Below are 25,322 nucleotides of genomic sequence, written 5' to 3'. Positions count from 1 at the left end.
CGGCGGCGCACGGCACGGATCCACGGATCCACGGATCGAATCCACCACCACGCCCATACCGACACCCACCCGGCGGCATGACCAGCACCTGGACGGGAAGACGGGGAGAGAGTCGCAGTGAGCACCGCTGAGCCGGTCCGGACGGACGGCCACAGCACCCGTACGGGACCGCGCCCCGATCTGTCCTCCGCCGGCTCGGACCCGGGGGACGGGGGGCGCGGCCGTGTGCGAGAGGCCGCCGCCGACCTCCGGGACCGTGCCACCCGCCGTCCCGTGCTGGTCACGACCGTGGCAGCGGCGCTCACCCATGTGCTCTGGTTTCTCTTCGTCGCCAACAGCGGGGGCGATCTGGCGGCCCAGGACGCCTGGACCGAGTTCGTCGGCCGCCATCCCGACTCGGCGTACAACCTCGCCTGGTACGGCGGGATGCACCCCGTCTCGTACAGCGTCGTCTCGCCGTATCTGATGTCCCTGATCGGCGTCCGGCCGACCATGATGCTCGCGGGCACGGCCTCGGCGGCGCTGACCGCGCTGATCCTGGTCCGGATACGGGCCGTGCGGAATCCGCTCGCCTGCTCGCTCGCCGGGGTCTTCGCCTTCCTCTGCAACGCGCTCTCCGGCCGGGTCACCTTCGGCCTCGGCATGATGTTCGCGGTGGGCGCGGTCGCGGCCTTCTTCTGCTGGCCCTACCTCTGGCTGCACAGGCGCTGGGCGAAGGCGGCCGTGACCGCCGTCCTCGCGGCGCTCGCCACGGCCTCCAGCCCGGTCGCCGGGCTCTTCGTCGGTGTGGTGGCCGCCGCGCTCTTCCTCACCGGGCGCAGGCCGGGGGCGTACGTCCTGGGCCTGCCGCCGGTCGCGGTCGTGGCGCTCTCCTCCTGGCTGTTCCCCTTCTCCGGGACCCAGCCGATGTCCTTCGGATCGACCTCGCTCCCTCTCGTCTTCGGGATCGCGGTCCTTCTGCTGGTGCCGAAGGAGTGGCGCACGGTCCGGGTCGGGGCCGCCTTCTACTCCGTCGCGACCCTGCTGACCTGGGTCATCGACTCCCAGATCGGCTCGAACATCTCGCGGCTGCCGATGCTCTTCGCCGGGGTGGCGCTGCTGGCCGCCCTGCCGTACACCGTCCGCCGCTCCCGGAAGTGGTACGCGCTCGTCCTCGCCTTCGCGGGGCTCAACTTCTGGATCGGCTTCAAGGCCGTGGACGACATCGTGCGGACGGCCCCGACGGCGTCCTGGACGTTCGAGCTGGCCCCGCTGGTCGACAAGCTCCAGGATGTCAAGGCCGAGCGCGGCCGGGTCGAGGTGGTCCCCGCGAGCAGCCATCGGGAGGCGTCCGCGCTCTCGCCGTACTTCCATCTGGCCCGCGGCTGGAACCGCCAGGCCGACATGGAGCGGAACCCGATCTTCTACGACAAGGAGACCCCGCTGGGCTCCGCCGACTACCGGGCCTGGCTGGACCGGTGGGCGGTGCATTACGTCGTCCTGCCGGAGGGTCCGCCCGACACCGGCGGGCGCGCGGAGGCGGAGCTGGTGAGCCAGGGGCTGCCGTATCTGGACCGGATCTGGTCCGACGAGAACTGGCAGCTCTTCGCGGTCCGCGACCCCCAGCCGATGGCCGACCCGCCCGCCGTCGTCCAGCGGGCCGCCGCCGACCAGGTGCGGATCAAGGTGGACAAGCCGGGCCGGGTCATGATCCGTGTGCCGTACTCGCCCTGGCTGGGCCTGGTGGACGCGGACGGCGAGAAGGTGCGCGTACCGGAGGAGACGGAGGAGTCCAAGCTTCGCGGGGAGAGCGAGCCGAGATCCTTCGTGAACCTGGACGGCTGTCTCCTCAAGGCCGAGGAGGACGCGCAGGGCGACGAGTGGACCGAACTGGTCGCGCCCCGGGCCGGGGAGTACCGGCTGGCGGCCCCGTACGGCATCTCGCGCGGGACCCCCTGCCCCGAGGAGCTGCGCGGGCCCTGAGGCCGCCGCCCTCCCTCGGTGTGGTGGCGTCACCCGGACGCGGGGGCCGTTTCACTCTCCCGCTCCGTGGGGCGCGCGGGGCCGCCGGGACTCGCCAACGCTGAGGACCGACAGCCTTCCCCCAGCAGAAACGAGCCAGCCATGGCTGTGTCCTCCCTGCCCGCTTCCTCCTCCGGAGCCGGAGCCGGATCCGGCTCCCCGGGGCCGCGCCGCCGCCGCGGACTCTCCCGTACGGGCGCGCTCGCCCTCGTCGCGACCGCCGCCCTGTTCGCGGCCGGCCCCGCCGTCGCCGGCCCCGAGGACCAGGAAACCCCCGAAGGCACCGGCGACCGGGTCAGGCCGACGGTGGTCCTGGTGCACGGCGCGTTCGCCGACGCCTCCGGCTGGAACGACGTGGTCGAGCGGCTCCAGCACCGCGGCTACAAGGTGGTGGCCCCGCCGAACCCGCTGCGGGGCGTCAGCAACGACTCAACCTACGTGGCCTCGGTCCTGAAGTCGATCGAGGGCCCGATCGTGCTCGCCGGGCACTCCTACGGCGGCGCGGTCATCAGCCAGGCCGCCGCCGGGAACCCCAACGTCAAGGCGCTGGTGTACGTCTCCGCCTTCATGCCGGACATCGGCGAGTCCCCCGAGGGGCTGTCGTCCAAGTTCCCGGGCAGCGAACTGGCACCGGCCCTGAACCCCGTCCCGTACACCGATGCCAACGGCAGCGGCACCGACCTCTACATCAAGACGGACAAGTTCCACGCCGTCTTCGCCGCCGACCTCCCCGAGGAGCAGACCCGGGTGATGGCGGCCGAACAGCGGCCCGTCGCGGCGGCCGGATTCGCCGAGGAGGCGACGGCGGCGGCCTGGAAGACCATCCCGTCCTGGTTCGTCGTGTCGAAGAACGACAAGGCGATCGCCCCCGATCTGGAGCGCTTCGAGGCCGAGCGGGCCGGCTCGCGCACCGTCGAGATCGAGTCCTCGCACGTGTCGATGATGTCCCACCCCGATCTGGTGACACGGGTGATCCAGGACGCGGCGCGGTCCGAGGTCCCGTAGCAGCACCGAGGAGGGGGTACGGGGAGCTCTCCCCGTACCCCCTCCTCCTTTACTTGCTTTGTGCGGCTACTCCGAGCGCAGACCGTCCGGGCGCATCATCCGCCACAGCGGCGGCAGGCTCAGCAGCGTGATCAGCAGGATCAGCCCGGCCCCGACCCCGATGATCGGCAGGAAGACCAGCCAGTCCGTCGCGATCGTTCCCACCATCAGCAGCAGCACCTGGCCGAGAAGCATCCCTCCGACCGTCGCGAGCGCCAGCCCGAGACCGATCGGCACGGCCGTCTGCCACAGCACCGACCAGCAGAGCGTGGAGCGCCGGGCGCCGAAGGCCATCAGCACCGCCAGCAGCCGCTTGCGGTCCCGGAGCTGTTCCAACGTGGTGACCAGCAGGGAGACCGCGATCAGTGCCATCGTCGCCGTCGCGCCGATGAGGAGACCGGTCCTGATACCGGCGAACTTCGCGTTCACCTCGTTCAGCTCGATCTCCCGCACGGTGGTCGGCTGGGGCGGCGGGGCCAGCTCGGCCACCGCGTTCCTCGCGTGCTCCATGGCGTTCGGCGTCTTGAAGTCCAGCTTGATCATGGCCGTGGCCCAGGGCTTCGACAGCTTCGCCAGATCCACGGCGGAGGGGGTGGCCAGCACTCCGCCCGTCCGCTCGCCGGACGGGTCGATGAGAGCCTTCACCCTCTTGGCGTCGGCGGGGATCTGCCACGCCAGCTGCTCACCGGCATCGCCGTGGTTCCGGTTGCCGCCCAGCGAGAGCTTCTGCCCGGCACGCGGGTAGTACGTGTACTGGTCGTATTTGTCGACCTTGTCGACGGTGAAGACATCGCCGTCCTCGCAGGACGGCAGCTTCGCGAGCTGCCGCAGCGACGCGCAGTCGCCGACCGTGAGAGCCGTGAAGAGGAACTCCTCCTCGCCCGCCGGTTTCGGCCCCGTCTGGTTGGCCGTCGACTCCACGATCCCGACCAGCCCGGCGACGCCCCTGGAGTCCGCGTACTGCCCGAGCTTGGCGCGTGCCTCGGCCCCGTCCCGGACCTGCGAGGAAACATGGAGATGGGCCTGCTCGGTGTCCGCCCCGGTCGGCTTGATGAAGTTGCCCTCCACCGAGCTGAAGAGCGTCTGGAGCGCGATGGCCCCGGCCGCCGCGACCACGATGCCGCTGATCGCGCGGGCCGCCGTACCGCTGCTGAGCTGGAGCCGGCGCGTCGCCAGCTGCCAGGCGACCGGCCCGCCGTCCAGCCGCTTCACCACGGCCTCGACCAGCCAGGGCAGCAGCACGGTGATCCCCACCAGCACCATCAGCGCGCCCGCGCCGATCAGCAGCGAGTTGATCGAGGTGCCGCCCATCGAGATCGAGCCCGTCTGCGTCAGCAGCAGCACCAGGCCGAGCACCGGCATCAGCACCCGCCACCACACCTTGCGGGTGCGCGGCGTGCTGTTCCGTACGACACCGAGCGGCTCGATCGACACCGAACGCAGGGTGAAGAGCGTGACCACGATCGCGGCGGCCGGCACGGCGACGGCGACCAGCGCGATCAGCGCCGGAGCCGGAGAGAGATCGGAGGGGAACGCCGAGATGTCCCAGACCGTGACCTCGCTCGCCCAGTGGCGGGCGAGCGTGAACAGCCCACCGCCCACCAGCAGACCCAGCAGTGCCCCGCACAGCGACTCGCCCGCGGCGATCCTGTTCGCCATCGACCGGTCCGCGCCCACCAGCCGCAGCGCCGCCAGCCGGCGGTCGCGCTGCTCGCCGCCGAAGCGCACGGCGCTGGAGATGAAGACCGCGACCGGCAGCAGCAGGGCGATGAAGGCGATCAGGACGATCAGCAGCAGTATCCCGTTGAGCGGTTCGCTGAAGCGGGGCCCGCCGCCGAAGCCCTCGGAGCGCCCGCCCGCGCTCGCCTCCGTGAGAGCGGAAGTGCCCGCGTAATAGGCCAGCTCGTTCGGCCCGGTCAGACCGGTGTCCCCGATCGTGGCCGTGATCTTGTACGGCAGCCGGTCCTTCAGCAGCGCCCCCTCGGGAGAGGACAGCAGCTCGGCGAGAGCGGGGGAGACCGCCATCTCGCCCGGCTTCGGCAGCTCCGTCAGACCGGGCGGGGCCGCGATGTCACCCTTGCCCTCCGCCTGGAGGAGCATGCCGGTCACCGTTATGTCGTGGTAGTCCGTGTTGTTGGGGAAGTAGAGGAACGAGCGGTCCGACGCCTTCTCGGAGTCGTACTTCGCGATCTGACGGGCGTCCCCGCGCCCATCGCGGTTCTCCAGCATCTGCGGGATCGACGAGGCGACCAGCAGCATCGCCACACCCAGCCCCACGCCGAAGGCGGTCAGAGCCGTGCGTATCCAGCCACGCCGGCCGCCGGTGACGGCGAACCGCAGCCCCAGCGCCAGCTCCCTGACCCAGCCCCGGACCCCGCCCGCGCCGTCGGTATCGGTCTCGGTGACCATGACGACAGGGGGTTTCGTGAGCTGACTCATACCGTGCCTGCCATGTCTCGAACCTTGCCATCACGCACAACGATTTCCCTGTCCGAGTATGCGGCCACCCTGGCCTCGTGCGTCACCAGGACGACCGCCGCATCGGTCTCCCGCGACGCGTCCGTCAGCAGCTGCATCACCCGTTCCCCATTGAGCGAGTCCAGCGCCCCCGTCGGCTCGTCCGCGAAAATCACCCTCGGCGACGTCACCAGCGCCCGCGCCACCGCGACCCGCTGCCCCTGCCCTCCCGAGACCTCCCCCGGCCGCTTGTCCCCGACCTCGGCCACCTCCAGCCGCGCCATCCACTCCAGCGCGGCCCGCTGCGCCTCCTTCCGCCCGACCCCCGCCAGCCGCAGCGGCAGCGCCACATTCTCCGTACACGTCAGCTCCGGCACCAGCTGCCCGAACTGGAACACAAAACCGAACTCCGACCGCCGCAGCGCACTGCGACGCGCGTCCGACATCGTCGCCAAATCCTGACCGCCATAGCCGATCGACCCCGAGTCCGGGGAGATGATCCCGGCCAGGCAGTGCAACAGAGTCGACTTCCCCGACCCCGACGGCCCCATCACGGCCACGACCTCACCCGCGCGAACGGAGAAGGACGCCCCGTCGAGGGCGGGTGTGGGGCCATAGACCTTCCGCAGATCCTGGGCCCAGAGAAGAGAACCGGGGTACGCGCTCACGCGCCGACCTCCTTAGCGAGCCGGTCCAGACGCGCGGCTGTCAGCTCCAGCCAGCGCAGATCGGCTTCCATATGAAACAGGGCGTGGTCGCAGATGAGCTGATCAGCGAAGTCTCCGCCGCGTTTGCGGTCGGTCAGAATGCGCATCATCCGCAGATGTTCGGCCCGCTGCGTATCCAGCAGACCCGCCGCACTCCGCCCCGTGACCAGGGCGAGCACAACCTTCGTATAAAGCGTCGACTGCAGATACGGCTGCGGCTTCTCCGGCCGCCCCAGCCACTGCCCGACATCACTGATCCCAGCCTCAGTGATCGCGTACCGCTTCCGCTCCGGCCCGCCACCACCCGACTCCACACCATCGATCGCCACCAACCCACTCTTGAGCAGCCGCGACATCGTCGCGTAGATCTGCCCGTAATGGACCGGCCGGTCATGGCCGAACTTCTCATCGAAGGCGCGCTTGAGGTCATAACCGTGGCGCGGCCCGGACTCCAGGAGCCCGAGCAGTGTGTGACCCATGGACATGCCGAGGACTATACACACTGCGTATACATGGTGTGTATAGCCGCTTGCGGCGGGGCTGCGGGGGCTGTGGGAGGCAGAGGGCGGGGCGGGTCACAGCCAGAGGCTTGGGCATCCTGTACGGGCTGCCCCCTCCGGGCAGCGGATCGTTCTGTTGGCGGCGGTCCGTAAGGCGAGGTGCGTGAGGCGGCGGAAGCCGAGCGTGCGCATCAGGCCCAGGAGGTCTGCGAGGCCGGGCACGGACGCGCCAAACACGCCTGCGATCGCCGCAAGGAGAGTTGATGAATTACAGCGCGCGAGGAACGCGCCGGGCCCGCCAGTTTCCGTACCTCTCCGGCAGGTGAACCCACTGCGAGCCGGTCTGGAACTTGAAAGCGATCGCGTCGATCGCCTCGCGGTGGTCACGCCACCGGCCACCGCGCTTCGGCGTCCGATCCGGCGGCAACGGTTCAATCCGCGCCCACTGTGCGTCAGTCAACGACCCACCCAGGCCAACGAGCAGAAGATCCAAACGAAACTGCCTAGCTGGCTTGGACGAAGGGCGGGTACTCCTCGGGCGGGAAGCCGAGTCGGCGGCTGGCCTCCGTTGCCTCGTCGCCGGCCTGGTCAGCTATGGAGTCGAGCTTAGCGAGCACCGCTCCGGGCTCGGGCAGGTCGGCCCGGCTCAACGGTCCTCCCGCCATCCCGGTCCATCGTCCCGGCAGCCGCGTCCCTGGCGCGCTTCTCGATCTTCTTGGGGACCTCTCGCTCATCAAGAACGAGCAGCCGGCCGCCGACCAGCCGCGTGATTGTCTTCCAGCTCAGACGGCTCCCGGCCTCGCGTGCCGCTCGCCGGACGTCCTTATGTGTGCTGCACGCCGGAGATCCTGTCGCCCTAGTGAACGACAGGGCCTCTGACCTGCTGCTTTAGCGTGTCCTCGGCAGGATTCGAACCTGCGACACCCGCTTTAGGAGTGGGGTCGAATCCTTGCTGGGTGATGCCTGGCGCTGCCGCGCGCGGTGCTGTTTCCCCTGGTCAGAACCGCGCGGCGAGCCACTTGATCCGGCTCATGCCGCCCTGTATCGGGCAGTCCGCTCACGCATTGCTCACGCACCTGAGGTATCTCGGTGTCGTGCCGGCGCATTTCTATCTCGCCGTAGTGGGGGCTGCGGCGCCCGGTTTGCTTTGCATTTTCCAACGCCAGCGGAGTTGCCGCTCCGGCTACACGTGCAAGCACCTGGGTCGATCAGGAAGAGCATGCAGAGGAGGTCCCATGGCTGAACCACGGGACGGTGGCTGCTACATCTGGCAGAGTGACGTCATTGCTAGACGATTCTCGTGAGGAACCTTGTGAGCACGCTCGGTAGCTTCATCTGGTTGATCGCTGACCAGCTTCGGGGCCCCTATCGCCCGAACCAGTACGGGACAGTGATTCTTCCGTTCACGATCCTGAGACGGCTCGACTGTGTACTCGAACCGGACCGCGCGATGGTACAGGAGCTGACTGCGAGGTACGAGAACCCGAACCGGCTCAAGGTCGAGGTCAAGAAGGCCACGGGGCGGACGTTCTATAACACGTCCAACTACGAGTTCGCGAACCTGCTGGCCGATGCGGACGGGCTGGCGGACAACCTCGCCGACTACATCGACCGGTTCTCCGCCGACGTGGACGTGTTCGAGTACTTCGACTTCAAGAAGGAGATCCTGGCCCTGGAGAAGGCCGGGCTCCTGCGCGAGATCGTCAAGTCCTTCGGCGCCGTCGACCTGCATCCCGGCGTGGTGTCCAACGCAGACATGGGGGATGCGTTCGAGTACATCATCCGCAAGTTCAACGAGGCAGCGAACGAGACCTCCGGAGACCACTACACGCCGCGCGACGCGATCCGGCTGCTGGTCGACCTGCTCTTCGCAGAGAAGGACGTCGACCTCACCGAGGGTGGCATCATCCGGTCGCTGTACGACCCCACCGCCGGTACCGGCGGCATGCTCTCCCTGGCAGAGGAACACCTGCTCGCCGAGAACCCCGAAGCGAAGCTGAGCCTGTACGGCCAGGAGTACAACCCGCAGTCGTACGCCATCTGCAAGTCCGATTTGCTCGCCAAGGGCCACGACACCTCCAACATCGCCTTCGGGAACACGCTCACCGACGATGCCTTCAAGGGGCGCCAGTTCGACTTCTGCATGTCCAATCCGCCCTATGGGGTGGACTGGAAGCAGTATGCCAAGGCTGTCAATGAGGAGCGCGATTCCGCTGGCCCCTATGGTCGCTTTGCGCCGGGGCTTCCTGCGACATCTGACGGTCAGATGCTCTTCCTGCTTCACCTGACCCACAAGATGCGTGAACCCGAGGACGGCGGGGGGCGCGTCGGGATCGTAATGAACGGTTCGCCACTTTTCAACGGAGGTGCCGAATCCGGCCCTTCCGATATTCGCAGATGGCTGCTGGAGAAAGACCTCGTCGAGGCGATCGTCGCTCTGCCGACCAACATGTTCTTCAACACCGGCATCGCCACCTATATCTGGATTCTTGACAACACCAAGCACCCCGATCGTCGGGGCAAGGTGCAACTCATCGACGGCACGTCGTTCTGGACCAAGATGCGCAAGAACCTAGGGTCCAAGGGGCGCGAGATCAGCGACGACGACCGCGCCAAGGTCGTGCGGCTGTACGCCGACTTCGAGGACGCCGACCCCGAGCTCTCCAAAGTCCTGCGCAACGATGAGTTCGGCTACTGGACTGTCACCGTCGAGCGCCCTCTGCTCGATAGGGGCGGGAATCCTGCCGTCGACCGAAAGGGCAACCCGAAGCCAGACTCGAAGAAGCGCGACACCGAGAACGTGCCCTTCACCTATGGTGGCTCGACCGTTGGTGCGGCAGGGGAGCGCGAAGTAATCCAGGCGTACTTCGATGCGGAAGTGAAGCCGCACGTTCCTGACGCCTGGGTTGACTTGGCCAAGACCAAGACTGGCTACGAGATCCCCTTTACCCGCCACTTCTATAAGTACGTTCCGCCCCGTTTGCTCGCCGAGATCGACGCCGACTTGGAGAAGCAGGTCGCTAAGATCCTCGAATTGCTGCGCGAGGTCGAGGGATGATGATGTCGTACGCCGAGTATCAGGACAGTGGTGTCCCTTGGGTTGGCCGCATCCCTAAGGGGTGGGACACAGTGCCGCTGATGTCTGTGCTCCACGAGTCGAAGGTCAAGAACGTTGGCCTGACCGAGAGTAATCTTCTGTCCCTCAGTTTCGGACGCATCATTAGAAAAGATATCGACGCCATTGGGGGTCTCCTGCCTGAGTCCTTCGAGACTTATCAAATCGTCGAGCCGAACCATTTGGTCTTTCGCTTTACTGACCTTCAGAACGACCAGCGCAGCCTGCGATCGGCGCGTGTGACTGAGCGCGGGATCATCACGTCCGCATACGTCTCGGCGAGGCCAACCGGAATTGACGCGCGTTACGCCGAGTACCTAATGCGGTCGTACGACGTGACCAAGGTCTTCTACGGTCTTGGCGGGGGCGTCCGTCAATCGTTGAAGTTCTCGAATGTTGCTCGCTTGCCCGTCATCCTGCCACCGGCTGATGGGCAGCGCGCAATCGCCGACTACCTTGACCGCGAAACGGCCCGCATCGACACGCTCATCGAAGAGCAACAGCGGCTGATTGAAATGCTCCGGGAGCGGCGGTTTGCGCTCCGTGTCAACGTTGCTTTGCATGGAACAGTGCCGACCGATGAGGTCGAGAGCCCTCTGCCGTGGGCAGAGAATCTCCCAGCTGATTGGCGTGTTGTCCCGCTCACGTCAGTCGCCGAGCTGGAGAGCGGGCACACGCCGAGCCGCTCCCGCGAGGACTGGTGGCGGGACTGCTATATCCCATGGGTAAGCCTCCACGACGTTGGGATGATGCGGGGCGTCAAGTACCTGCAGGACACGGCACAACACATCAGCGACGCTGGGATCGCCAACAGTTCTGCCCGGCTCCTTCCAGCAAGAACCGTTGTCCTCTCGCGAGACGCGACTGTCGGCCGGACGGCGATCATGGGTGCCCCGATGGCGACATCTCAGCACTTCGCGGCGTGGGTGTGCGGGCCTGACCTTGACCCTGAATACCTCTGGGTCTTGTTCGAGGATGCGATGCAGCCATTCTTCGACTCGTTCCAGAACGGATCGACGATCCGAACGATCGGGATGGGTGACCTGAAGGCCTTCCGTATCCCGCTCCCGCCGCTCGACGAGCAACGCCGCATCGTCCAGTGCCTGGACGGAGAGACCGCGAAGATCGACGCGCTCATCGCCGAGTCGGACCGGTTCATCGAGCTCTGCAGGGAACGTCGGTCTGCGGTGATCACGGCTGCGGTGACGGGGCAGATCGACGTACGAGAGGTGCCGTGATGGCTGACCACAAGGAGGTGGTCTTCGAGACAGAGATCTGCGAGTACCTCAAGGGCTGCGGCTGGCTGTACTCGGCCAACGACACGGGATACGACCGCGAGCGGGCACTGTTTCCCAAAGACCTGTTCGCATGGCTGGAGAAGACGCAGAAGCTGGCGTACGAGAAGGCGTTGAAGTCGGCGGGCTCGCAGGCGAAGTTCCTCGACGTACTGACCGCGGCGCTTGACCGGCCGCTGGAGCACGGCGGTGGGACGCTGAACATCCTGCGCAACGGGGTGCAGTACATAGGCGGTGGCCGGTTGAAGATGGCGCAGTTCCGACCGGAGACGTCGCTCAACGAGACCACGACGACGCTCTACGAGGCGATGCGGGTGCGGGTGGTGCGGCAGGTGCACTTCTCGACCGCTGACCAGCGCAGTATCGATCTGGTGTTTTTCATCAACGGGCTTCCGGTGGCCACGGTGGAGCTGAAGACCGACTTCACCCAGTCGCTGGACGAGGCAGTCAACCAGTACAAGCTGCGTCGCAATCCGCTGACGAACGGGCGGCCGGAGCCATTGCTGTCGTTCGGGTACCGGGCGCTCGTGCACTTCGCGGTCTCGAACGACCTGGCGGCGATGACCACGAGGCTGGAGGGGGAGAAGACCCACTTCCTGCCGTTCAACATTGGTTTCGACAGTGGAGCCGGCAACCCGCCCGGTGCGGACGGCCGGTCGTCGACGGCGTACCTGTGGGAGCGTGTCTGGGAGAAGCACGCCTGGCTGAACATCATCGGGCGGCTGATGATCGTGGAGACCAAGGAGGAGTGGGACGTCACTACCGGCACCTCGGTGCGGCGTACGAGCATGCTTTTCCCGCGGTTCCACCAGTGGGAGGCCGTCACGAACATCGTCGAGGCGGTGAAGGAAGAGGGTGTCGGGCAGCGGTACCTGATTGAGCACTCGGCCGGGTCGGGGAAGACGAATACCATTGCCTGGACGGCTCACCGGCTGGCGCGGCTGCATGTCGACAATCAGAAGGTCTTCGACTCGGTCATCGTGGTCGTGGACCGCACTGTGCTCGACTCCCAGCTGCAGGATGCGATCCGGCAGATCGACGGCACCGACAAGATCGTCAGGACGATCAGCCCCGAGGACGTCCGCAAGGCTGGCCTGAAGTCGAAGTCGGGTCTGCTGGCGCAGGCGTTGAAGAACGGTGAGCTCATCATCGCGGTGACGGTGCAGACCTTCCCGCATGCGCTGAACGAGATCCGGAGCAACGCTGGCCTGAAGGGCAAACGGTTCGCTGTCATTGCCGATGAGGCGCACTCCTCCCAGTCGGGGCAGATCTCTTCGAAGCTGAAGCAGGTGCTGACGGCCGAGGAGGTCAAGGAGATCGAGGAGGGCGGCGAGGTCGATGTGGAGTCGATCCTGGCCTCTGAGATGACCGAGCGGGCCGAGTCGGACAACATCTCCTACTTCGCCTTCACCGCGACGCCGAAGAATAAGACGCTGGAGCTGTTCGGCCGCAAGGGGGCCGACGGGAAGCCGAACGAATTCCACCTGTACTCGATGAAGCAGGCGATCGAGGAGGGCTACATCCTCGACGTGCTCAGGGGTTACCAGCACTATGACACCGCGCTGAAAATCGCCGGCAAGGCCGAGAGCGGCGACGGCGGGGAGGTCGAGGAGGCCACCGCCCGCAAGGGTCTGATGCGGTGGGTGAAGCTCCACCCGACGAACATCAGCCAGAAGGTGCAGATCATCGTCGAGCACTTCCACGCCAACGTCGCCTACCTGCTCGAAGGCAAGGCGAAGGCGATGGTGGTGACCGACTCGCGCAAGTCTGCGGTGAAGTACAAGCTGGCCATCGACGCCTACATCGCCAGGCGCCGCACCGAGGATGCCTCGTACAACTACCGCACCTTGGTTGCCTTCTCCGCCGGGGTGACGATGGTCGAGGACGAGACCTGGCACAGCGACTGGGGCCCGCGGCCGTCAAAGGATGACGAGTTCACCGAGGCCAATATGAACCCCGGTGCGGGGGCTGATCTGGCAGCCGCGTTCAAGGGCGACACCTACAAGATCATGCTGGTCGCCAACAAGTTCCAGACTGGTTTCGACCAGCCTCTCCTCTCGGCGATGTACGTTGACAAGAAGCTGTCGGGGGTCGCTGCGGTGCAGACGTTCTCGCGGCTCAACCGCACCCACCGCACCGCTGGTGGGGAGCAGAAGCGCAAGACGTTCGTCATCGATTTCGCCAACAAGCCTGAGGACATCAAGGCGGCCTTCGAGCCGTACTTCAAGAACGCGACCCTGGAGACCGAGACCGATCCGTACGTCGTCGTCCACCTGGCTAACAAGCTTGCCCAGGCCGGAATCTACACCGAGGACGACGTCCGCAAGGTCGCCGAGCTGTGGGTGACCCGGAAGGGCAACAACGCGCTCTCGGCGGCGATCAGCTCGGCGCAGCACGACTTCCGGCGCCGCTACGCGCGGGCGATCGAGGAGGAGGACAAGGTCACGCTCCAGGCGCTCGACCTATTCCGCAAGGATGTCTCCACCTACGTACGTCTCTATGACTTCATGTCCCAGATCGTCGACTACGGTGACCCCTACATGGAGATGCTCTCGATCTTCCTGCGCCTGCTGGAGAAGGTCATCGCCGAGTCCGCCTGGGCGGCCGACGTGGACCTCTCCGACGTGGTGCTGGTCGGGGTCAAGCACAACAAGGCAATCCCGGTCAACATCTCGCTCGTGGGCGACGGGCAGCTGAAGGGCATCAGCGCAGCCGGCACGGGAATGAAGAAGGATCCGAAGTACGTCGCGCTCCAGGTCGTCATAGACAAGATGAATGACCTCTTCGGCGCCGAATCGTTCGCCGAGTCCCAGGTCAGGGAGTTCGTACAGGGACTCGTCCAGCGGTTGCTCGCCGACCCGAACCTGATCAGGCAGACCAAGGTGAACTCCAAGAAGCAGTTCGTGGAGTCACCAGACTTCCAAGCAGCCGTTACGGAGGCGGTCGCAGACAACCAGGACGCCCACAACACGATGGCTGACTACTTCTTCACCGACGGGCCGGCCATCAACTCGATCATCGTCGCCCTCGCGGATGCCTTCTACGAAGCAGCGGTCGATCAGCAGGTGGATTCTTAGTACGGCAGCACACAGGTCTTGCCTCCAGCAGACCACTCCACACATAGGTGAAGGCAGACAGGGTCCGTACCACTGCTGCCCGAGCCTCTGACCTCGGGGCCGCTTGTCAATAACCGGGCGCGGCCTGGAGATGCTGCTGACTGGCGCGGCGTGTGGCTCCCCGGTCTCCAGGCTCGGTCCGCCACGATACTGGGCGACGCGGAGACCGTACAGGTCAGCCAACGAGCAGAAGCTGACTACTGGGAGCATGTGACGCAGAGAGCACCTCCGATGCGACCCGCGTCTGGGTCAGCTGTTGGCGTGGACCATCACGGTGAGGGACGGCGAGGCTGGTGACGGCTGACTCTGTCCAATGTCCTGGTACCCCCACGACCTGTAGAGCGCGTGGACCTTTCCGTCGCCAGCGGCAGGGTTGACCATGAGCGTTACGTAGGGCTCCTGGCGGGCGGCGAGGAGTGCGTCGTGGATGCGGCGGGCCGTGCCGGTCTTCCGCCAGGCCAGGCGGACGCCGATCTCCTTCATGGCCAGCGTTGGGCGCTCGGTGTACTTCTCGGCCGGCTCCGGGGTGGTGCGCTGCCAGTAGCGGTCGCCGCGTTCGATGGTGTTGCCGTAGGCGTAGCCGACTGGTTCGTCGTCCGTGTAGGCGAGGACGGCGACGAAGCCCGGTTCGGTGCCGTGGCGGTCCAGGCGTTCGCCGAAGGTGGTGACCGCGTAGTTCGGGAGGTGGAGGAGGGGGGCGCGGACGTCGGCGTAGACGTCGAGGAGGTCGCCGCGGATCGGGCCGAGGGTGGTGAAGGTGCGCAGTTCGATGGTGGGGGCCGTGGTCATGCGGTGGTCCTCCAGGTGGCGGCGTGCTCGGTCCATGTCTGCGCGGTGATGCTGCCGGGAGCGGTGGCGCGAAGGGCGGCGCCGAACTCCTGGAGCATGCGGGCTACCCGGGCATGGTGGGTGGCGACGTCGGTGGGGACCTTCATCGCGGTGGCCGTGGCGGCGTCCGCGGCCCCCTGCGCGAGCTGGGCGTGTGCGAGGCGGGTCGTCGCGATGGCGCGGGATCTGATCATGTGGGGGCGGAGCGCGGACAGGCAGCGGTGGGCGTGGTACTCGGCGGTCGGGTAGTCGCCCAGCGCCAGGTTCGCGGACAGGGCCAGTGAGTCCAGCTCGGCCTGGTCGTAGAAGGCGAGCATCCACACGGGGCGGTAGTCCGTCGGGTTGGAGCGCAGCATGGCCTCCTGTGCCTGGTCGAACGTTCGACGCATGCCGCTGCGATCCTGGGCTGTGCCCAGGATGGCTCCCTGCCGGGCCAGGCCGAGGGACGCGAACAGGGGGTCGCGCCGGGTGAGGAAGAGGTTGCGGGCCACGTCGTTCGCGGCGAGGGCGTCTGCGGGGCGGCCGAGGTGCCGGTACATGGTTCCGGTGTGGCTCCAGATGCGGAACTTGATCGCCTGGTCACCGGACATCTCGGCGAGGGTCTGAGCTTCCCGCATGTGGGTCTTGGCGTCGTCGTAGCGCCGGCCGTCGATCGCGGCCCACATCGCCGAGGAGCGGAACGCTGCTGCGGAGGCGTAGAGGCTGCTGCGTACGCGTTGGGTGGCGCTTCCCGCGTTCTGGAGGTTCAGTGCCTCGTCGGCGAGGGCGGCGGCTCGCTGTTCGATACCGAGCCGGCCGCCGTGCCGGTGGTCGCTGGCGATGATCTCGGCGAAGCGCTTCTGGAGACGGTCGACGTCGCTCATGCCGATCCTGCGTGGCGACGCGGTGCCAGGTGAGGCCGCGGCGACGGCGGCCGTCGCGAGCCCGCCGACGAGTGTGCGGCGCTTCATGTCAGGGTCCTCCTGCTGCGGTGGAACCAGGGCCGACAGAGTCCTGCCCCGTGGTACGAACCCTAAAGCGGTGGCGGGCAGACCAGCGATGTCTTCAAGGGCCTTGCGAGTGGCTGACTTCGGCCACTTCACGCGGCCGGCCTTCCAGCCCCGGACCGATGATCCGTCGAGCCCTCCGGGCCTTCCGGTCAACTGCTCTAAGGACCTGTTCACAGCGTCGGCGAGGCTGTTGGAGCTGTAGCCGTGCTCTGCCATCCACGCCTCAAGAACGGTGTTGCGCGTGGCATCCATCCCGGCACGGTAGCGCTCGCGTGGCCCAGTCGTCAGGTAAACGCTGGGTCAAATCGCCCTAGGTCGGCCCTTGAGCGCCTGCCTGATGGCCCTAACCAGCCGAACGGAAACCGGGGTTATCTGGGTGTCGGCCGCCCACCATCCCGGGCGGCTGTTGACGGCCCGGTCCGCACGCTCACATCTCGCAAGGGGCGGACCGGGCACCGAGACAACCCGAAGGCTCCATCCCCATGACGAGTCTCAACACACCTGTTCATGCCGCCCGTGTCGGGCACCCCGCCTACAGCCAGACCATCCCGTGCCAGCCGTCCACCGCTGAGACCGGCCGCAAGCTAGTCCAGCGTGTACTCGGTGCGTGGTGCCTGGATGAACTCGCCGACGGTGCCGTGCTGATCGTCACGGAACTGATCGCGAACGCGTCGAAGCACACCTCGTGCCACGACATCCGTCTGACCGTGGGACGCCCGAGCGCGTCTCGGGTCCGGGTCGGCGTCGTGGATTGGGAACCGGAGCGTCTGCCCGCCGCCGGCCACGCGGACCACGGTGACGAGTCGGGCCGCGGCCTGCTTCTCATCGACGCGGTGTCGGACTGCAGGGGCTATGACCTGTACGGCTCGGACAGGTGCCCATGGGGAAAGGAGGTCTGGGCCGAGCTTCAGCTCACCAGCGACGGATGAACGACCCGTCGGCTGCATCAACCAGTGAACCCACGAAACAAGGAGGTAGTCACCATGACGCGCAACATCGTGATCCCCAGTCTCACCCAGGTCCGCCCCCGGACGCCCGAGGCATCGGACAGCTTCGACCTGGATGTCTCCCTCGTCGAGATTGCCGACCCGGCTGGGCTGGTCAATCTGACCGACGACAACTGCGGCACCACCTGCGGGGCCTGCACGACCAACGTCGCCTGACCTGCCCTTGGCCAGTTCGGCTGGTGCCGCTGCCTCCGTGCGGCGGCACCAGCCGCCCGTTCCCGCACCCTACGGAGGTAGTCGGTGGTTACCGTGACTGCTGCGTTCCGCGCTGGAACAACCGTGCTCGTGCGCGCCGTCGCCCGGCCGCCGCTGGCGGTCCCTCCGTGGCCCGACCTGAACGACGGGCTGACCGATGCCGCAGCAAATCAAGCGGCGTGGCTGCGTGCGGTCTGGGCGAACCAGGTCTTCGCCGAGAGCTTGCAGCACTCCAGTCCGGCGCTGGCCGCGCAAGTGCAGAGCCTGTGCACAGCTCAACGGCCCGATCTGCGGGCCCTTCGGCGTACGGTACTTTCCGTGGTCCGGTATTTGTTGCGGGCCCAGCACCGGGCGACTCCCTTTGGGCTGTTCGCCGGTGTGGCCGCCGCATCATTCGGATCGCGGGCGAGTGCGGACTGGGGCGAGGAACACGTGCTCGTCGGCCGAGCCGGGGCGGAGTGGCTGGCCACGGTCGTACAGCGGCTGGAGTCGTGCCCGGAGCTGCTCGAACGGCTGTCCGTCGTTGCCAACAACACCGCGTCGGTCCGTGAGGACCGGCTCATCGTGCCGTTTCAGTCTGATGCCCGAGGCGACGAGACCCGCGCCGTCGAGGCATCGCTGGCCCTTACCGCACCAGTGCGGGCGACCCTCACCGCGGCCGAGGTGCCGATCAGGGTGGGCAGGCTTCTGAGCAAACTCCGGGCGGAGTTCCCCGAGGCCGGGCCGGAGAAGACCCGTCGGCTGTTGGCGGAGCTGATCCGACGGCGGGTGCTGATCACCGGCCTGCACGCCCCGAGCACGGAGACCGACGCTCTCGGGTACCTCGTCGACCAGCTCGACGCCGTCGAAGCCGAGAGCATTGCACGGACCTCGAAGACGGTGGCCGAGCTGCGCGCGATCCGGTCAGCCTTGAGGGAGTGCTCCACGCATGACGGTCGGGACAGAGCCGCCGCGCGGATGCGGGAGCTCGTGCCGGACGGGAAGCGCCACCCCATCGCGTTCGACCTACAGCTGAACGCAAAGCTCGTCCTGCCGGAGGCATTGGCCCGGGAAGTCGAACGTGCCGCGCTCGTCCTGACCCGGTTGAGCGCTCGCCCGTACGGAACCGCTGCTTGGGGCGAGTATCACCAGCGGTTCTACGAGCGGTACGGCATCGGCACGATGGTGCCCCTCAAGGAGGCCGTGGCGGACAGTGGCGTCGGCTATCCCGACGGCTACCCGGGCACTCCGGCCCGTGCGCGCCGGCCTCGGGTCTCCGCTCGGGACGACGTACTCGTACGCCTGGCGCAGACTGCCGCGCTCGAAGGCCAGGAGGAGGTCGTCCTCACCGACGAGCTGGTCGCCGCTCTCGATGTGGGGCCCGACGACCTGCGGGTTCCACCGCACCTGGAGGTAGGTGTACGGGTGCACTCGGCCGGCTCGGAGGACTTGCGGCGCGGGCGGTTCCGGCTGGAGATCGTGAGCGTGTCACGCGGCGTCGGCGTTTCCACGGGACGCTTCCTCAGTGTGCTGGAGCCCGCAGACCGTGAGGCGCTGAGCACGGAGCTGGCTGATCTCCCGACCGCGGACGGTGACACCGTGCCCGCGCAGCTCTCCTTCCCGCCGCTGCTCCCCGAAAGCGCTCATGTCACTCGTACACCCCAGGTCCTGCCCACCGTGATCAGCCTCCAGGAGCACCGAGCCCCTGACGCCGGCGTTCTCACCCTCGACGATCTCGCGGTCGCGTGCGACGGACGCCGGATGTACCTGGCCGCCCCCGAGCGGGGCCACCGCATCGAAGCGGTGGGAATGAACGCGCTGAACCTGCGCACGCACACCCCGCCGCTGGCACGCTTCCTCACCGAGCTGTCCCGGGCCCAGTGCGCGCAGGTCACCGTGTTCGATTGGGGTGCCGCTGCAGCGATGCCGTTCCTTCCGCGTCTCCGCTACGGACGTACGGTGCTGGCTCCGGCGCGCTGGCGGCTGGAGTCGTCGGAGTTGCCCAGCGGCGCCAAGTGGCATGCGGCCCTGGCCGACTGGCGGGTTCGGCGGCAGCTGCCACGGCAGGTCTATCTCGTGGAGGGAGACCAGCACCTCTTCCTCGACCTCGACGAGGCTGGTCACCGAACGCTGCTCCGCCAGCACCTCGACCGTGCGCACACCGCCGTGCTCGTCGAAGCCCCGGAGGGGTACGGCTGGTGCGGCGGGCGTGCCCACGAGGTCGTCTTGCCACTCAAGGCGGTACGGCCGACGGCGTGGCCGCCCCTACCCGCCCCCACCCCGGCTCGTGCGCTCTCACCAGCACAGATGCAGCCGCCAGCCACCTCCCCCGTACTCCTGTCCACCCTGTACGGAGACACCCGCCGCCAGGACACCGTGCTCGCCCAGCACCTGCCCGACCTACTGAAGCAGCTCGGCAACCCACCCTGGTGGTTCATCCGCTTCCGCGACCCGGCCCAGCACCTCCGCCTCCGCATCGCTCTTCCCCATCCGGATGACTTCGGCGAGACCGCCCGTGCGGTGAGCGAGTGGGCCGACGAGCTGCGCCGGGCCGGCCTGCTTGCCGATCTGCGCTATCCGACCTCGTACCGCGAGATGGGCCGCTGGGGTTCCGGCGCGGCGTGGGAGGCCGCCGAGGATGTCTTCCGGGCCGACTCGCGTGCCGTGGTGGCGCAGCTCGCGCAGCGGCAGCGTCCCGGCCAACGTGCCCTGGTGGCGGCGCACACCGCCGCCATCGCCTCCGCCTTCCTCGGCAGCACGGAAGCCGGGATGCGGTGGCTGCTCGACCACATTCCACCGACGGCTCCCGCACCCGTATCGCGCCCGCAGTTCACTGAGGCCGTACGACTGGCCGACCCCCGCGACGACTGGGCGGCGCTGCGCGGAGTACCAGGCGGGGAAGCCATCGTGTCCGGGTGGGCGGACCGGGACGCGGCCCTTGCTGCCTACCGGCCCCACCTGCCGGGTCCGGACACCCAGGGAATCGCCGTCGACGACGTTCTGACGTCCCTCTTGCACGTCCACTTCGTGCGGCATGTCGCGGTGAACTTCCCCGAGGAAGAGGTGTGCCTCTACCTGGCGCGCGCTGCCGCTCTCGCCTGGACCGCCCGTGGAAAGAGGAGGCCGTCATGACCACCCACCCGGCTTTCGACCTGGCCGCCGCCATCGCGTCCCAGCTCGCCGATCCCGACGTGCCCCGGTCCTGGGCAGTGCCCTCGTACGGGCAGCACCTGGCCTACGGCCCTCCCGGCATCGCACTCCTGCACATCGAACTGGCCGCGCATGGCCTCGGACCATGGCAGCGGGCTCACGACTGGCTCGCCGCTGCCTCCCGCCAACCCCTCACCAGCGGTCCCGACAGCCACCCCTTCTACGGGGCTCCCGCCCTTGCCCATGCCCTGGCCTGTGCGGCGGACCAGGTTCCCGGCTCATACCAGCGCGCCTTGGAGGCAATGGACCAGCAGATCGCGATCGATGTTGGGCGCCGGTTGGATGCCGCCCACCGCCGCATCGACGCCGGGCGCCTGCCTCAGCTCGCCGAGTTCGATGCCATCCGAGGGCTCACCGGGTACGGGGCATATCTTCTGCGCCGCAGCCCCGACGGCGACACGACGCGTGCCGTGCTCGACTACTGCGTACGCCTCACCGAACCGCTGACCGACCAGGACGAGACCCTGCCCGGCTGGTGGACGGAGACCGGCCCCTCGGGCAACCCGGACGACCGCTTCCCCGGCGGCCACGCCAACCACGGCATGGCGCACGGCATCGGCGGCGTACTCGCCCTCTTGGCCTTGGCCGCCCAGCACGGAACCGTCGTCAGCGGGCACCACGCGGCGATGCGGACGATCCTGGCGTGGCTGGACCGCTGGGAGACCGGGCCCGGTCCGGCGTGGCCGTACTGGATCACCCGGGACGAACTGCGGGCCAACCGTCTGACTCCGTCCGTGCCCCGGCGACCGTCGTGGTGCTACGGGACCGCTGGCCTCGCCCGTGCTCAGCAGCTCGCGGCGCTCATCCTCGGAGACGCCCACCGCCGGATCGAGGCCGAGAACGCCCTCGTGGCCGCCCTCACTGACTCCGATCAGCTCAAGGTCATCACGGACGACGGCCTCTGCCACGGCTTCGCGGGGCTTGCCCACCTCGCCGCCCGTGTCGCCGACGACGCCCATGCCATGACCGCGGACCGGATACGCGCCGCGATCCCGGCTCTCCTGGACAAGATCCACCCACCGGGCGCGGCGCTCAGGAGCGGAGATCCCGGCCTTCTCGACGGTGCTGCCGGTGTCGCCCTGGCGCTCATCGCGCCCAGCACCACCACCCCGCCCCGATCCTCCTGGGACTCCTGCCTGCTCATCGCCTGATCCACCGACCGAAGGACCCCGATGCCTTCCGACCGCTGGCACCAGCACAGCATCACCTTCGTCGACCGCCCGCGCGCCCAACTCGTCATCGCCAAACGCCTCGCCCCAGCGCTGATCACCGCCGAGGCGGCCGGGCAGCTCTCCGGCTGGTGGTTCATGAACAAGCAGCCCTGGCCCTTGCGGTATCGCGCCGACAAACCGGCCTCAGTCGTGGAGTCGCTGCTGGACGACCTGGTCGGTGAGGGTTCAGTCGTATCGTGGCGGCCTGATACCTACGAGCCCGAGACCGACGCGTTCGGCGGCCGGGCCGCCATGGACGCAGCCCACGAGCTGTTCCACAGCGACTCCCATCACCTGCTGACGTACCAGCCGGGCCCGAGGCACCTGGGGCGGCGAGAGACCGTCGTCCTGCTGGTGAGCTCCATGCTGCGCGGTGCCGGGCTCGACTGGTTCGAGCAGGGGGACGTCTGGTCGAAGGTCGCCGCCCTTCGACCGGCCACCGATCCGCTGCCGGCCGAACGGGCCGCCGAGCTTGCTCCCACCGTACGAAAGTTGATGACGGCCGACGCCCGCAGTCTCTGCCACCCGGGCGGCCCGTTCCACAGGCATGACGAATGGGTCACCGCCTTCGAGCGGGCCGGGGCGGCGCTCACCGATCTCGCGAACCACGGTGGTCTCACCCGTGGCCTGCGGGCGGTGCTCGCCCACCACGTGATCTTCCACGCCAACCGCGCCGGTCTCCTTCGGGACGACCAGAGCGCTCTGTTCAACATCGCACGAGAGGTAGTCATGGGAACCAGTGACAACACCGCAGCGCTCAGCGGGGCAGCGGCGGACGTCGACAACGTCGGCGCGGTGAACACCGACACGATCACCGCCGACTCGGCGGAGGCCGAGCGCCTCCGGAACACCCTGGTCGACCAGATCCGGGCGAACGGACACGCCGGCACCGCAGCCGTCGAGAACGCCCTGCGGACCGTCCCCCGCCATGCGTTCGTGCCCGACGCGTCACTCGAAGACGCCTACGCCAACGCGCCGGTGCACATCAAGTACGACACCGACGGCACCTCCATCTCCTGTGCCTCCCAGCCGGGGGTCGTCGCCCTCATGCTGGACCAGCTCGACGTTCGTCCCGGCGACCGCGTCCTCGAACTCGGCGCCGGAAGCGGCTACAACGCCGCACTTCTCGCGCACTTGGTCGGCGAGACCGGTCACGTCACCACCCTCGACGTGGACGAAGACCTCGTGGAGGGCACCCGCGCCCACCTCGCCGCAGCCGGGATCACCAACGTCGAGGCCGTTACCAGGGACGGCGCTCTCGGATACGCGGAAGGCGCACCATACGACCGGATCATCGCCACCGTCGGCGCGCACGGTGTGCCGCACGCCTGGCTGGAGCAACTCGCCCCCGGGGGAAGGCTCCTCGTCCCCCAGCGGCTCAAGGGCAGCGTCGCCCGCTCCATCGCGTACGAACAGCGCGGCGGCCGATGGGTGTCGCTCGGCAGTGAGATGAACACCTTCATGCCGCTCCGGCGAGGCATCGCCGACGACGACCGGCGGGTCGTTCCGCTCAGTGCCGACGGCACCGTCCGGCTTCAGGCCCCCGCCGGACAGGACATCGACGCCGACGCCCTCGCCCGCGTTCTGGAGCAGCCGCGCATCGAGGAGTGGACCGGGATGACGGTCCGCGCCCTGGAGTCGCCGGAATGGATGGAGCTGTTCCTCACCTGTTCCCTGCCCTCCGGACTGATCCGGATGCTCTTCCCGCAGAGCGCCAAGGGCGGGCTGCTCAGCGAGGACCCGTACCCATCGTCCACCGCGGCTGTCGAGAAGGGCGCCGTCACGTACCTGGCCCGGCGGCTGCTGGAGAAGAGGACCTCGGAGGGCGGCAAGCTCTGGGAGTTCGGTGTCATCGGCCACGGCCCCGGCAGCGATGAACTGGCCGCGAAGGTCGCCGACGCCATCCGCACCTGGGACCGGGAGTACCGCGGCCGGGAGGCCACCTTCGAGATCCAGCCTCTCGACGCCCCACCCGTCGAACAGCGTCCCGGTCTCTTCGCCCTCAACACCCCGCTGAACCGGATCGTCGTCGACTGGCAGTGACAACCGACAGATAGACGGCGGTGCCCGTCGGCCTACGGCGGGCGGGCACCGTCCCCAACCACGCCCCGGGGGACTCATGGACCCGCACGGACCCACCGCCCAGCGCTTCCCGCTCGTCGCCCGATTCCGCCCCGCCTGCTCACCCCTGCCCCAACGTATCCGCGCGCTCGCCGATCTGGCCGACACCGCGGTACGGAAGCCCGACCAGGGCCTGGCATCGGCCGTCTACAACCAGGCCGCGCTCATCGCCTCCGACCTCGGCCTTCCCCACCTGGCGCGCGAGCTGTGCCACCAGCACGCCGCCGCGTACCTCCACGCCTGTCCGCTGTCCGGGACGAGCGCGATCCGAGGACTCGAACCCGTCGTCAACCTCGCCCGCCTCCAGATCCGCGTCGGCCGCGCCGACGAGGGACGTCAACGCCTGCTCGACCTGTACGGAGCCGTCGAGGCAGGCGCACATGCCCGCTTCGACGGCGTCGGGATACCGGCGGACCTCACGGCGACCGAAGCCGACCGCCAAGAGGTCCGTGCCTGGCTCTGGCGGGTACTCCTCGCCGACGGCACACGCACCCTCACCACCGCCGGACGCTGGGTTGAGGCCCTGACGCACATCGAGTCCCACCGGGGCGTCGGCAAGCGGATGCTCGACGGCCGCCAGGTCGCCGTACTGACCGCCCTCGTATCCGGCGACACGGCATCGGCAGCAACGCTCCTCCACGACACGACGCCCGGAGACCCCTGGGAACAACTCGTCACGGCGTGCCTGGCCGTCCTGTGCCGCCGCGAGGCCCAACAGCCATGCGATGACCACCTGGCAGAACTGATCGCGGCCTACCTTCAACGGTCGGCAGAGCCCGGGATGACCGTCTTCGACATCCGGCTGGGCCTCACCATTCTCGACACGGTCGACACCGTCAAAGCACCCGCCGCGCAGCACATCGCGGAAGACCTCCACCGCAGGACGACCGAAGCCGAGGACGGCTACGCGGCACGCGAGGTTATGGCCCACCCGTGCTTCCTCACCCTGGCCACAGATCGGGAGGCCCAGGACTGCCACGCCCTGGTCCGGGCCTGCGCGCTGGGTGCCGGGGCCATCCCGGACCATCTGCACGGTGAGCTGTCGGCGGCCCTGCGTACCAGCGACAAGGTGATCCGGGACAGCTTTGCACTGTGGTGATCAGTGTCACCGGATGGTGTTGATCCGTGGGAGGAATTTTGGAGATCGACTCTCCGTCCGCGCACGCAAACGGCCTCGGACGAGGAGTCCGAGGCCGAGTAGAGCGCCTTCCTGGGTGAGAAACCCCAGGTCAGAGCGGTAACCGTTGTGCCCCCGGCAGGATTCGAACCTGCGACACCCGCTTTAGGAGAGCGGTGCTCTATCCCCTGAGCTACGAAGGCGAGGAGTGGCGCTCGCCAGCGGACTGGCGTACCGCCGTCAGTGTAGCCGGTGAGGGCGGCTGGAGTGATCGCCTCGGGGTGGGCGGGGTGGGTGCTCGGCTCGGTCTGGGTGGCGGAGCTGTTGCGAGTCCGTGGCGGTGGATTTGTTCCGGTGGGGGTGCTGTTTTGTGTGGGGTGTTCTCTTGGGGGATGGGAGGGGTGGTGTTGGTGAAACCCTTCGGCGGGTG

Annotated in this window: 17 protein-coding genes and 1 tRNA gene; 11 read left to right on the top strand and 7 right to left on the bottom strand. The window is 67.9% G+C overall.

All coding sequences use genetic code 11. The features are described 5' to 3' along the window. Positions 1-117: 117 nt before the first annotated feature. Positions 118-1,962, top strand: a complete 1,845-nt coding sequence (locus IE247_RS08840; protein ID WP_190122396.1) for a DUF8823 domain-containing protein — start codon at positions 118-120, stop codon at positions 1,960-1,962. Between the two features lie 141 nt (positions 1,963-2,103). After that, entirely contained in the window at positions 2,104-3,006 is a 903-nt protein-coding gene (locus IE247_RS08835) for an alpha/beta fold hydrolase (RefSeq protein ID WP_190122395.1), read from the top strand. Between the two features lie 66 nt (positions 3,007-3,072). On the opposite strand, the gene IE247_RS08830 is transcribed toward IE247_RS08835, so the two are convergent. From IE247_RS08830 to IE247_RS34960, 4 genes are all read right to left on the bottom strand, one after another. Beyond that, on the bottom strand, positions 3,073-5,484 hold the full coding sequence (locus IE247_RS08830) for an ABC transporter permease (RefSeq protein ID WP_229868886.1): 2,412 nt from the start codon (positions 5,482-5,484) through the stop codon (positions 3,073-3,075). Further along, positions 5,481-6,170, bottom strand: a complete 690-nt coding sequence (locus IE247_RS08825; protein ID WP_190122394.1) for an ABC transporter ATP-binding protein — start codon at positions 6,168-6,170, stop codon at positions 5,481-5,483. The genes IE247_RS08830 and IE247_RS08825 overlap by 4 nt, the downstream gene beginning before the upstream one ends. Then, on the bottom strand, positions 6,167-6,694 hold the full coding sequence (locus IE247_RS08820) for a PadR family transcriptional regulator (protein ID WP_190122393.1): 528 nt from the start codon (positions 6,692-6,694) through the stop codon (positions 6,167-6,169). The genes IE247_RS08825 and IE247_RS08820 overlap by 4 nt, the downstream gene beginning before the upstream one ends. A 283-nt stretch (positions 6,695-6,977) precedes the next feature. Continuing rightward, complete coding sequence (locus IE247_RS34960; RefSeq protein ID WP_373305534.1) at positions 6,978-7,169, bottom strand: transposase; 192 nt, start codon at positions 7,167-7,169, stop codon at positions 6,978-6,980. 852 nt (positions 7,170-8,021) lie between these two features. Here IE247_RS34960 and IE247_RS08810 point away from each other — a divergent pair. From IE247_RS08810 to IE247_RS08800, 3 genes are all read left to right on the top strand, one after another. Further along, the gene (locus tag IE247_RS08810; RefSeq protein WP_190122391.1) at positions 8,022-9,767 is read left to right on the top strand and encodes a type I restriction-modification system subunit M; all 1,746 of its coding nucleotides are present in this window, start codon (positions 8,022-8,024) and stop codon (positions 9,765-9,767) included. A gap of 80 nt (positions 9,768-9,847) precedes the next feature. Then, entirely contained in the window at positions 9,848-11,062 is a 1,215-nt protein-coding gene (locus tag IE247_RS08805; RefSeq protein WP_190122390.1) for a restriction endonuclease subunit S, read from the top strand. Next, entirely contained in the window at positions 11,062-14,196 is a 3,135-nt protein-coding gene (locus tag IE247_RS08800) for a type I restriction endonuclease subunit R (RefSeq protein ID WP_190122389.1), read from the top strand. The genes IE247_RS08805 and IE247_RS08800 overlap by 1 nt, the downstream gene beginning before the upstream one ends. Positions 14,197-14,484: 288 nt before the next feature. Here the strand turns inward: IE247_RS08800 and IE247_RS08795 are convergent, their stop codons facing one another. After that, positions 14,485-15,024 carry a GNAT family N-acetyltransferase gene (locus tag IE247_RS08795; RefSeq protein WP_190122388.1) on the bottom strand — a complete coding sequence of 180 codons (540 nt, stop codon included), beginning with the start codon at positions 15,022-15,024 and terminating at the stop codon, positions 14,485-14,487. Then, the gene (locus IE247_RS08790; RefSeq protein WP_229868884.1) at positions 15,021-16,304 is read right to left on the bottom strand and encodes an NsdA family TPR-like regulatory protein; all 1,284 of its coding nucleotides are present in this window, start codon (positions 16,302-16,304) and stop codon (positions 15,021-15,023) included. Before IE247_RS08790 ends, IE247_RS08795 begins: the two co-directional genes overlap by 4 nt. A 230-nt stretch (positions 16,305-16,534) precedes the next feature. Between IE247_RS08790 and IE247_RS08785 the strand changes: the two genes are divergently transcribed. The 6 genes from IE247_RS08785 to IE247_RS08760 all read left to right on the top strand — a co-directional run bounded on the left by IE247_RS08785 (position 16,535) and on the right by IE247_RS08760 (position 24,874). After that, positions 16,535-16,981: an ATP-binding protein gene (locus IE247_RS08785; RefSeq protein ID WP_190122386.1), complete on the top strand. Its 447-nt coding sequence runs from the start codon at positions 16,535-16,537 to the stop codon at positions 16,979-16,981. Between the two features lie 54 nt (positions 16,982-17,035). After that, on the top strand, positions 17,036-17,215 hold the full coding sequence (locus IE247_RS08780) for an FxLD family lanthipeptide (RefSeq protein ID WP_190122385.1): 180 nt from the start codon (positions 17,036-17,038) through the stop codon (positions 17,213-17,215). A 222-nt stretch (positions 17,216-17,437) separates the two neighbouring features. Continuing rightward, entirely contained in the window at positions 17,438-20,365 is a 2,928-nt protein-coding gene (locus tag IE247_RS08775; protein WP_373305533.1) for a lantibiotic dehydratase, read from the top strand. After that, positions 20,362-21,594, top strand: coding sequence for a lanthionine synthetase C family protein (locus IE247_RS08770; protein ID WP_190122384.1), 1,233 nt, complete (start codon positions 20,362-20,364; stop codon positions 21,592-21,594). The genes IE247_RS08775 and IE247_RS08770 overlap by 4 nt, the downstream gene beginning before the upstream one ends. Before the next feature lie 21 nt (positions 21,595-21,615). Further along, positions 21,616-23,697, top strand: coding sequence for a methyltransferase, FxLD system (gene fxlM, locus IE247_RS08765; protein WP_190122383.1), 2,082 nt, complete (start codon positions 21,616-21,618; stop codon positions 23,695-23,697). 76 nt (positions 23,698-23,773) lie between these two features. Next, on the top strand, positions 23,774-24,874 hold the full coding sequence (locus IE247_RS08760) for a hypothetical protein (RefSeq protein ID WP_190122382.1): 1,101 nt from the start codon (positions 23,774-23,776) through the stop codon (positions 24,872-24,874). Positions 24,875-25,022: 148 nt separating this feature from the next. Here IE247_RS08760 and IE247_RS08755 read toward each other — a convergent pair. Beyond that, positions 25,023-25,095 (bottom strand) — tRNA-Arg (locus IE247_RS08755). Between the last annotated feature and the right edge of the window lie 227 nt (positions 25,096-25,322).

It is taken from the genome of Streptomyces inusitatus, assembly GCF_014651115.1.
In the GTDB taxonomy this organism is placed as follows: domain Bacteria; phylum Actinomycetota; class Actinomycetes; order Streptomycetales; family Streptomycetaceae; genus Streptomyces; species Streptomyces amakusaensis.
Note: the sequence above shows the minus strand (reverse complement) of the source record. Positions and strands in the feature narration are given on the sequence as shown.

What these genes read in the sequence shown, in the direction of transcription:
- IE247_RS08835 (WP_190122395.1), top strand. Translation starts at nt 2,104, where the DNA reads ATGGCTGTGTCCTCCCTGCCCGCTTCCTCCTCCGGAGCCGGAGCCGGA.
- IE247_RS08830 (WP_229868886.1), bottom strand. Translation starts at nt 5,484, where the DNA reads ATGAGTCAGCTCACGAAACCCCCTGTCGTCATGGTCACCGAGACCGAT.
- IE247_RS08820 (WP_190122393.1), bottom strand. Translation starts at nt 6,694, where the DNA reads ATGTCCATGGGTCACACACTGCTCGGGCTCCTGGAGTCCGGGCCGCGC.
- IE247_RS08805 (WP_190122390.1), top strand. Translation starts at nt 9,848, where the DNA reads ATGTCTGTGCTCCACGAGTCGAAGGTCAAGAACGTTGGCCTGACCGAG.
- IE247_RS08800 (WP_190122389.1), top strand. Translation starts at nt 11,062, where the DNA reads ATGGCTGACCACAAGGAGGTGGTCTTCGAGACAGAGATCTGCGAGTAC.
- IE247_RS08795 (WP_190122388.1), bottom strand. Translation starts at nt 15,024, where the DNA reads ATGACCACGGCCCCCACCATCGAACTGCGCACCTTCACCACCCTCGGC.
- IE247_RS08790 (WP_229868884.1), bottom strand. Translation starts at nt 16,304, where the DNA reads ATGGATGCCACGCGCAACACCGTTCTTGAGGCGTGGATGGCAGAGCAC.
- IE247_RS08785 (WP_190122386.1), top strand. Translation starts at nt 16,535, where the DNA reads ATGACGAGTCTCAACACACCTGTTCATGCCGCCCGTGTCGGGCACCCC.
- IE247_RS08780 (WP_190122385.1), top strand. Translation starts at nt 17,036, where the DNA reads ATGACGCGCAACATCGTGATCCCCAGTCTCACCCAGGTCCGCCCCCGG.
- IE247_RS08770 (WP_190122384.1), top strand. Translation starts at nt 20,362, where the DNA reads ATGACCACCCACCCGGCTTTCGACCTGGCCGCCGCCATCGCGTCCCAG.
- fxlM (WP_190122383.1), top strand. Translation starts at nt 21,616, where the DNA reads ATGCCTTCCGACCGCTGGCACCAGCACAGCATCACCTTCGTCGACCGC.
- IE247_RS08760 (WP_190122382.1), top strand. Translation starts at nt 23,774, where the DNA reads ATGGACCCGCACGGACCCACCGCCCAGCGCTTCCCGCTCGTCGCCCGA.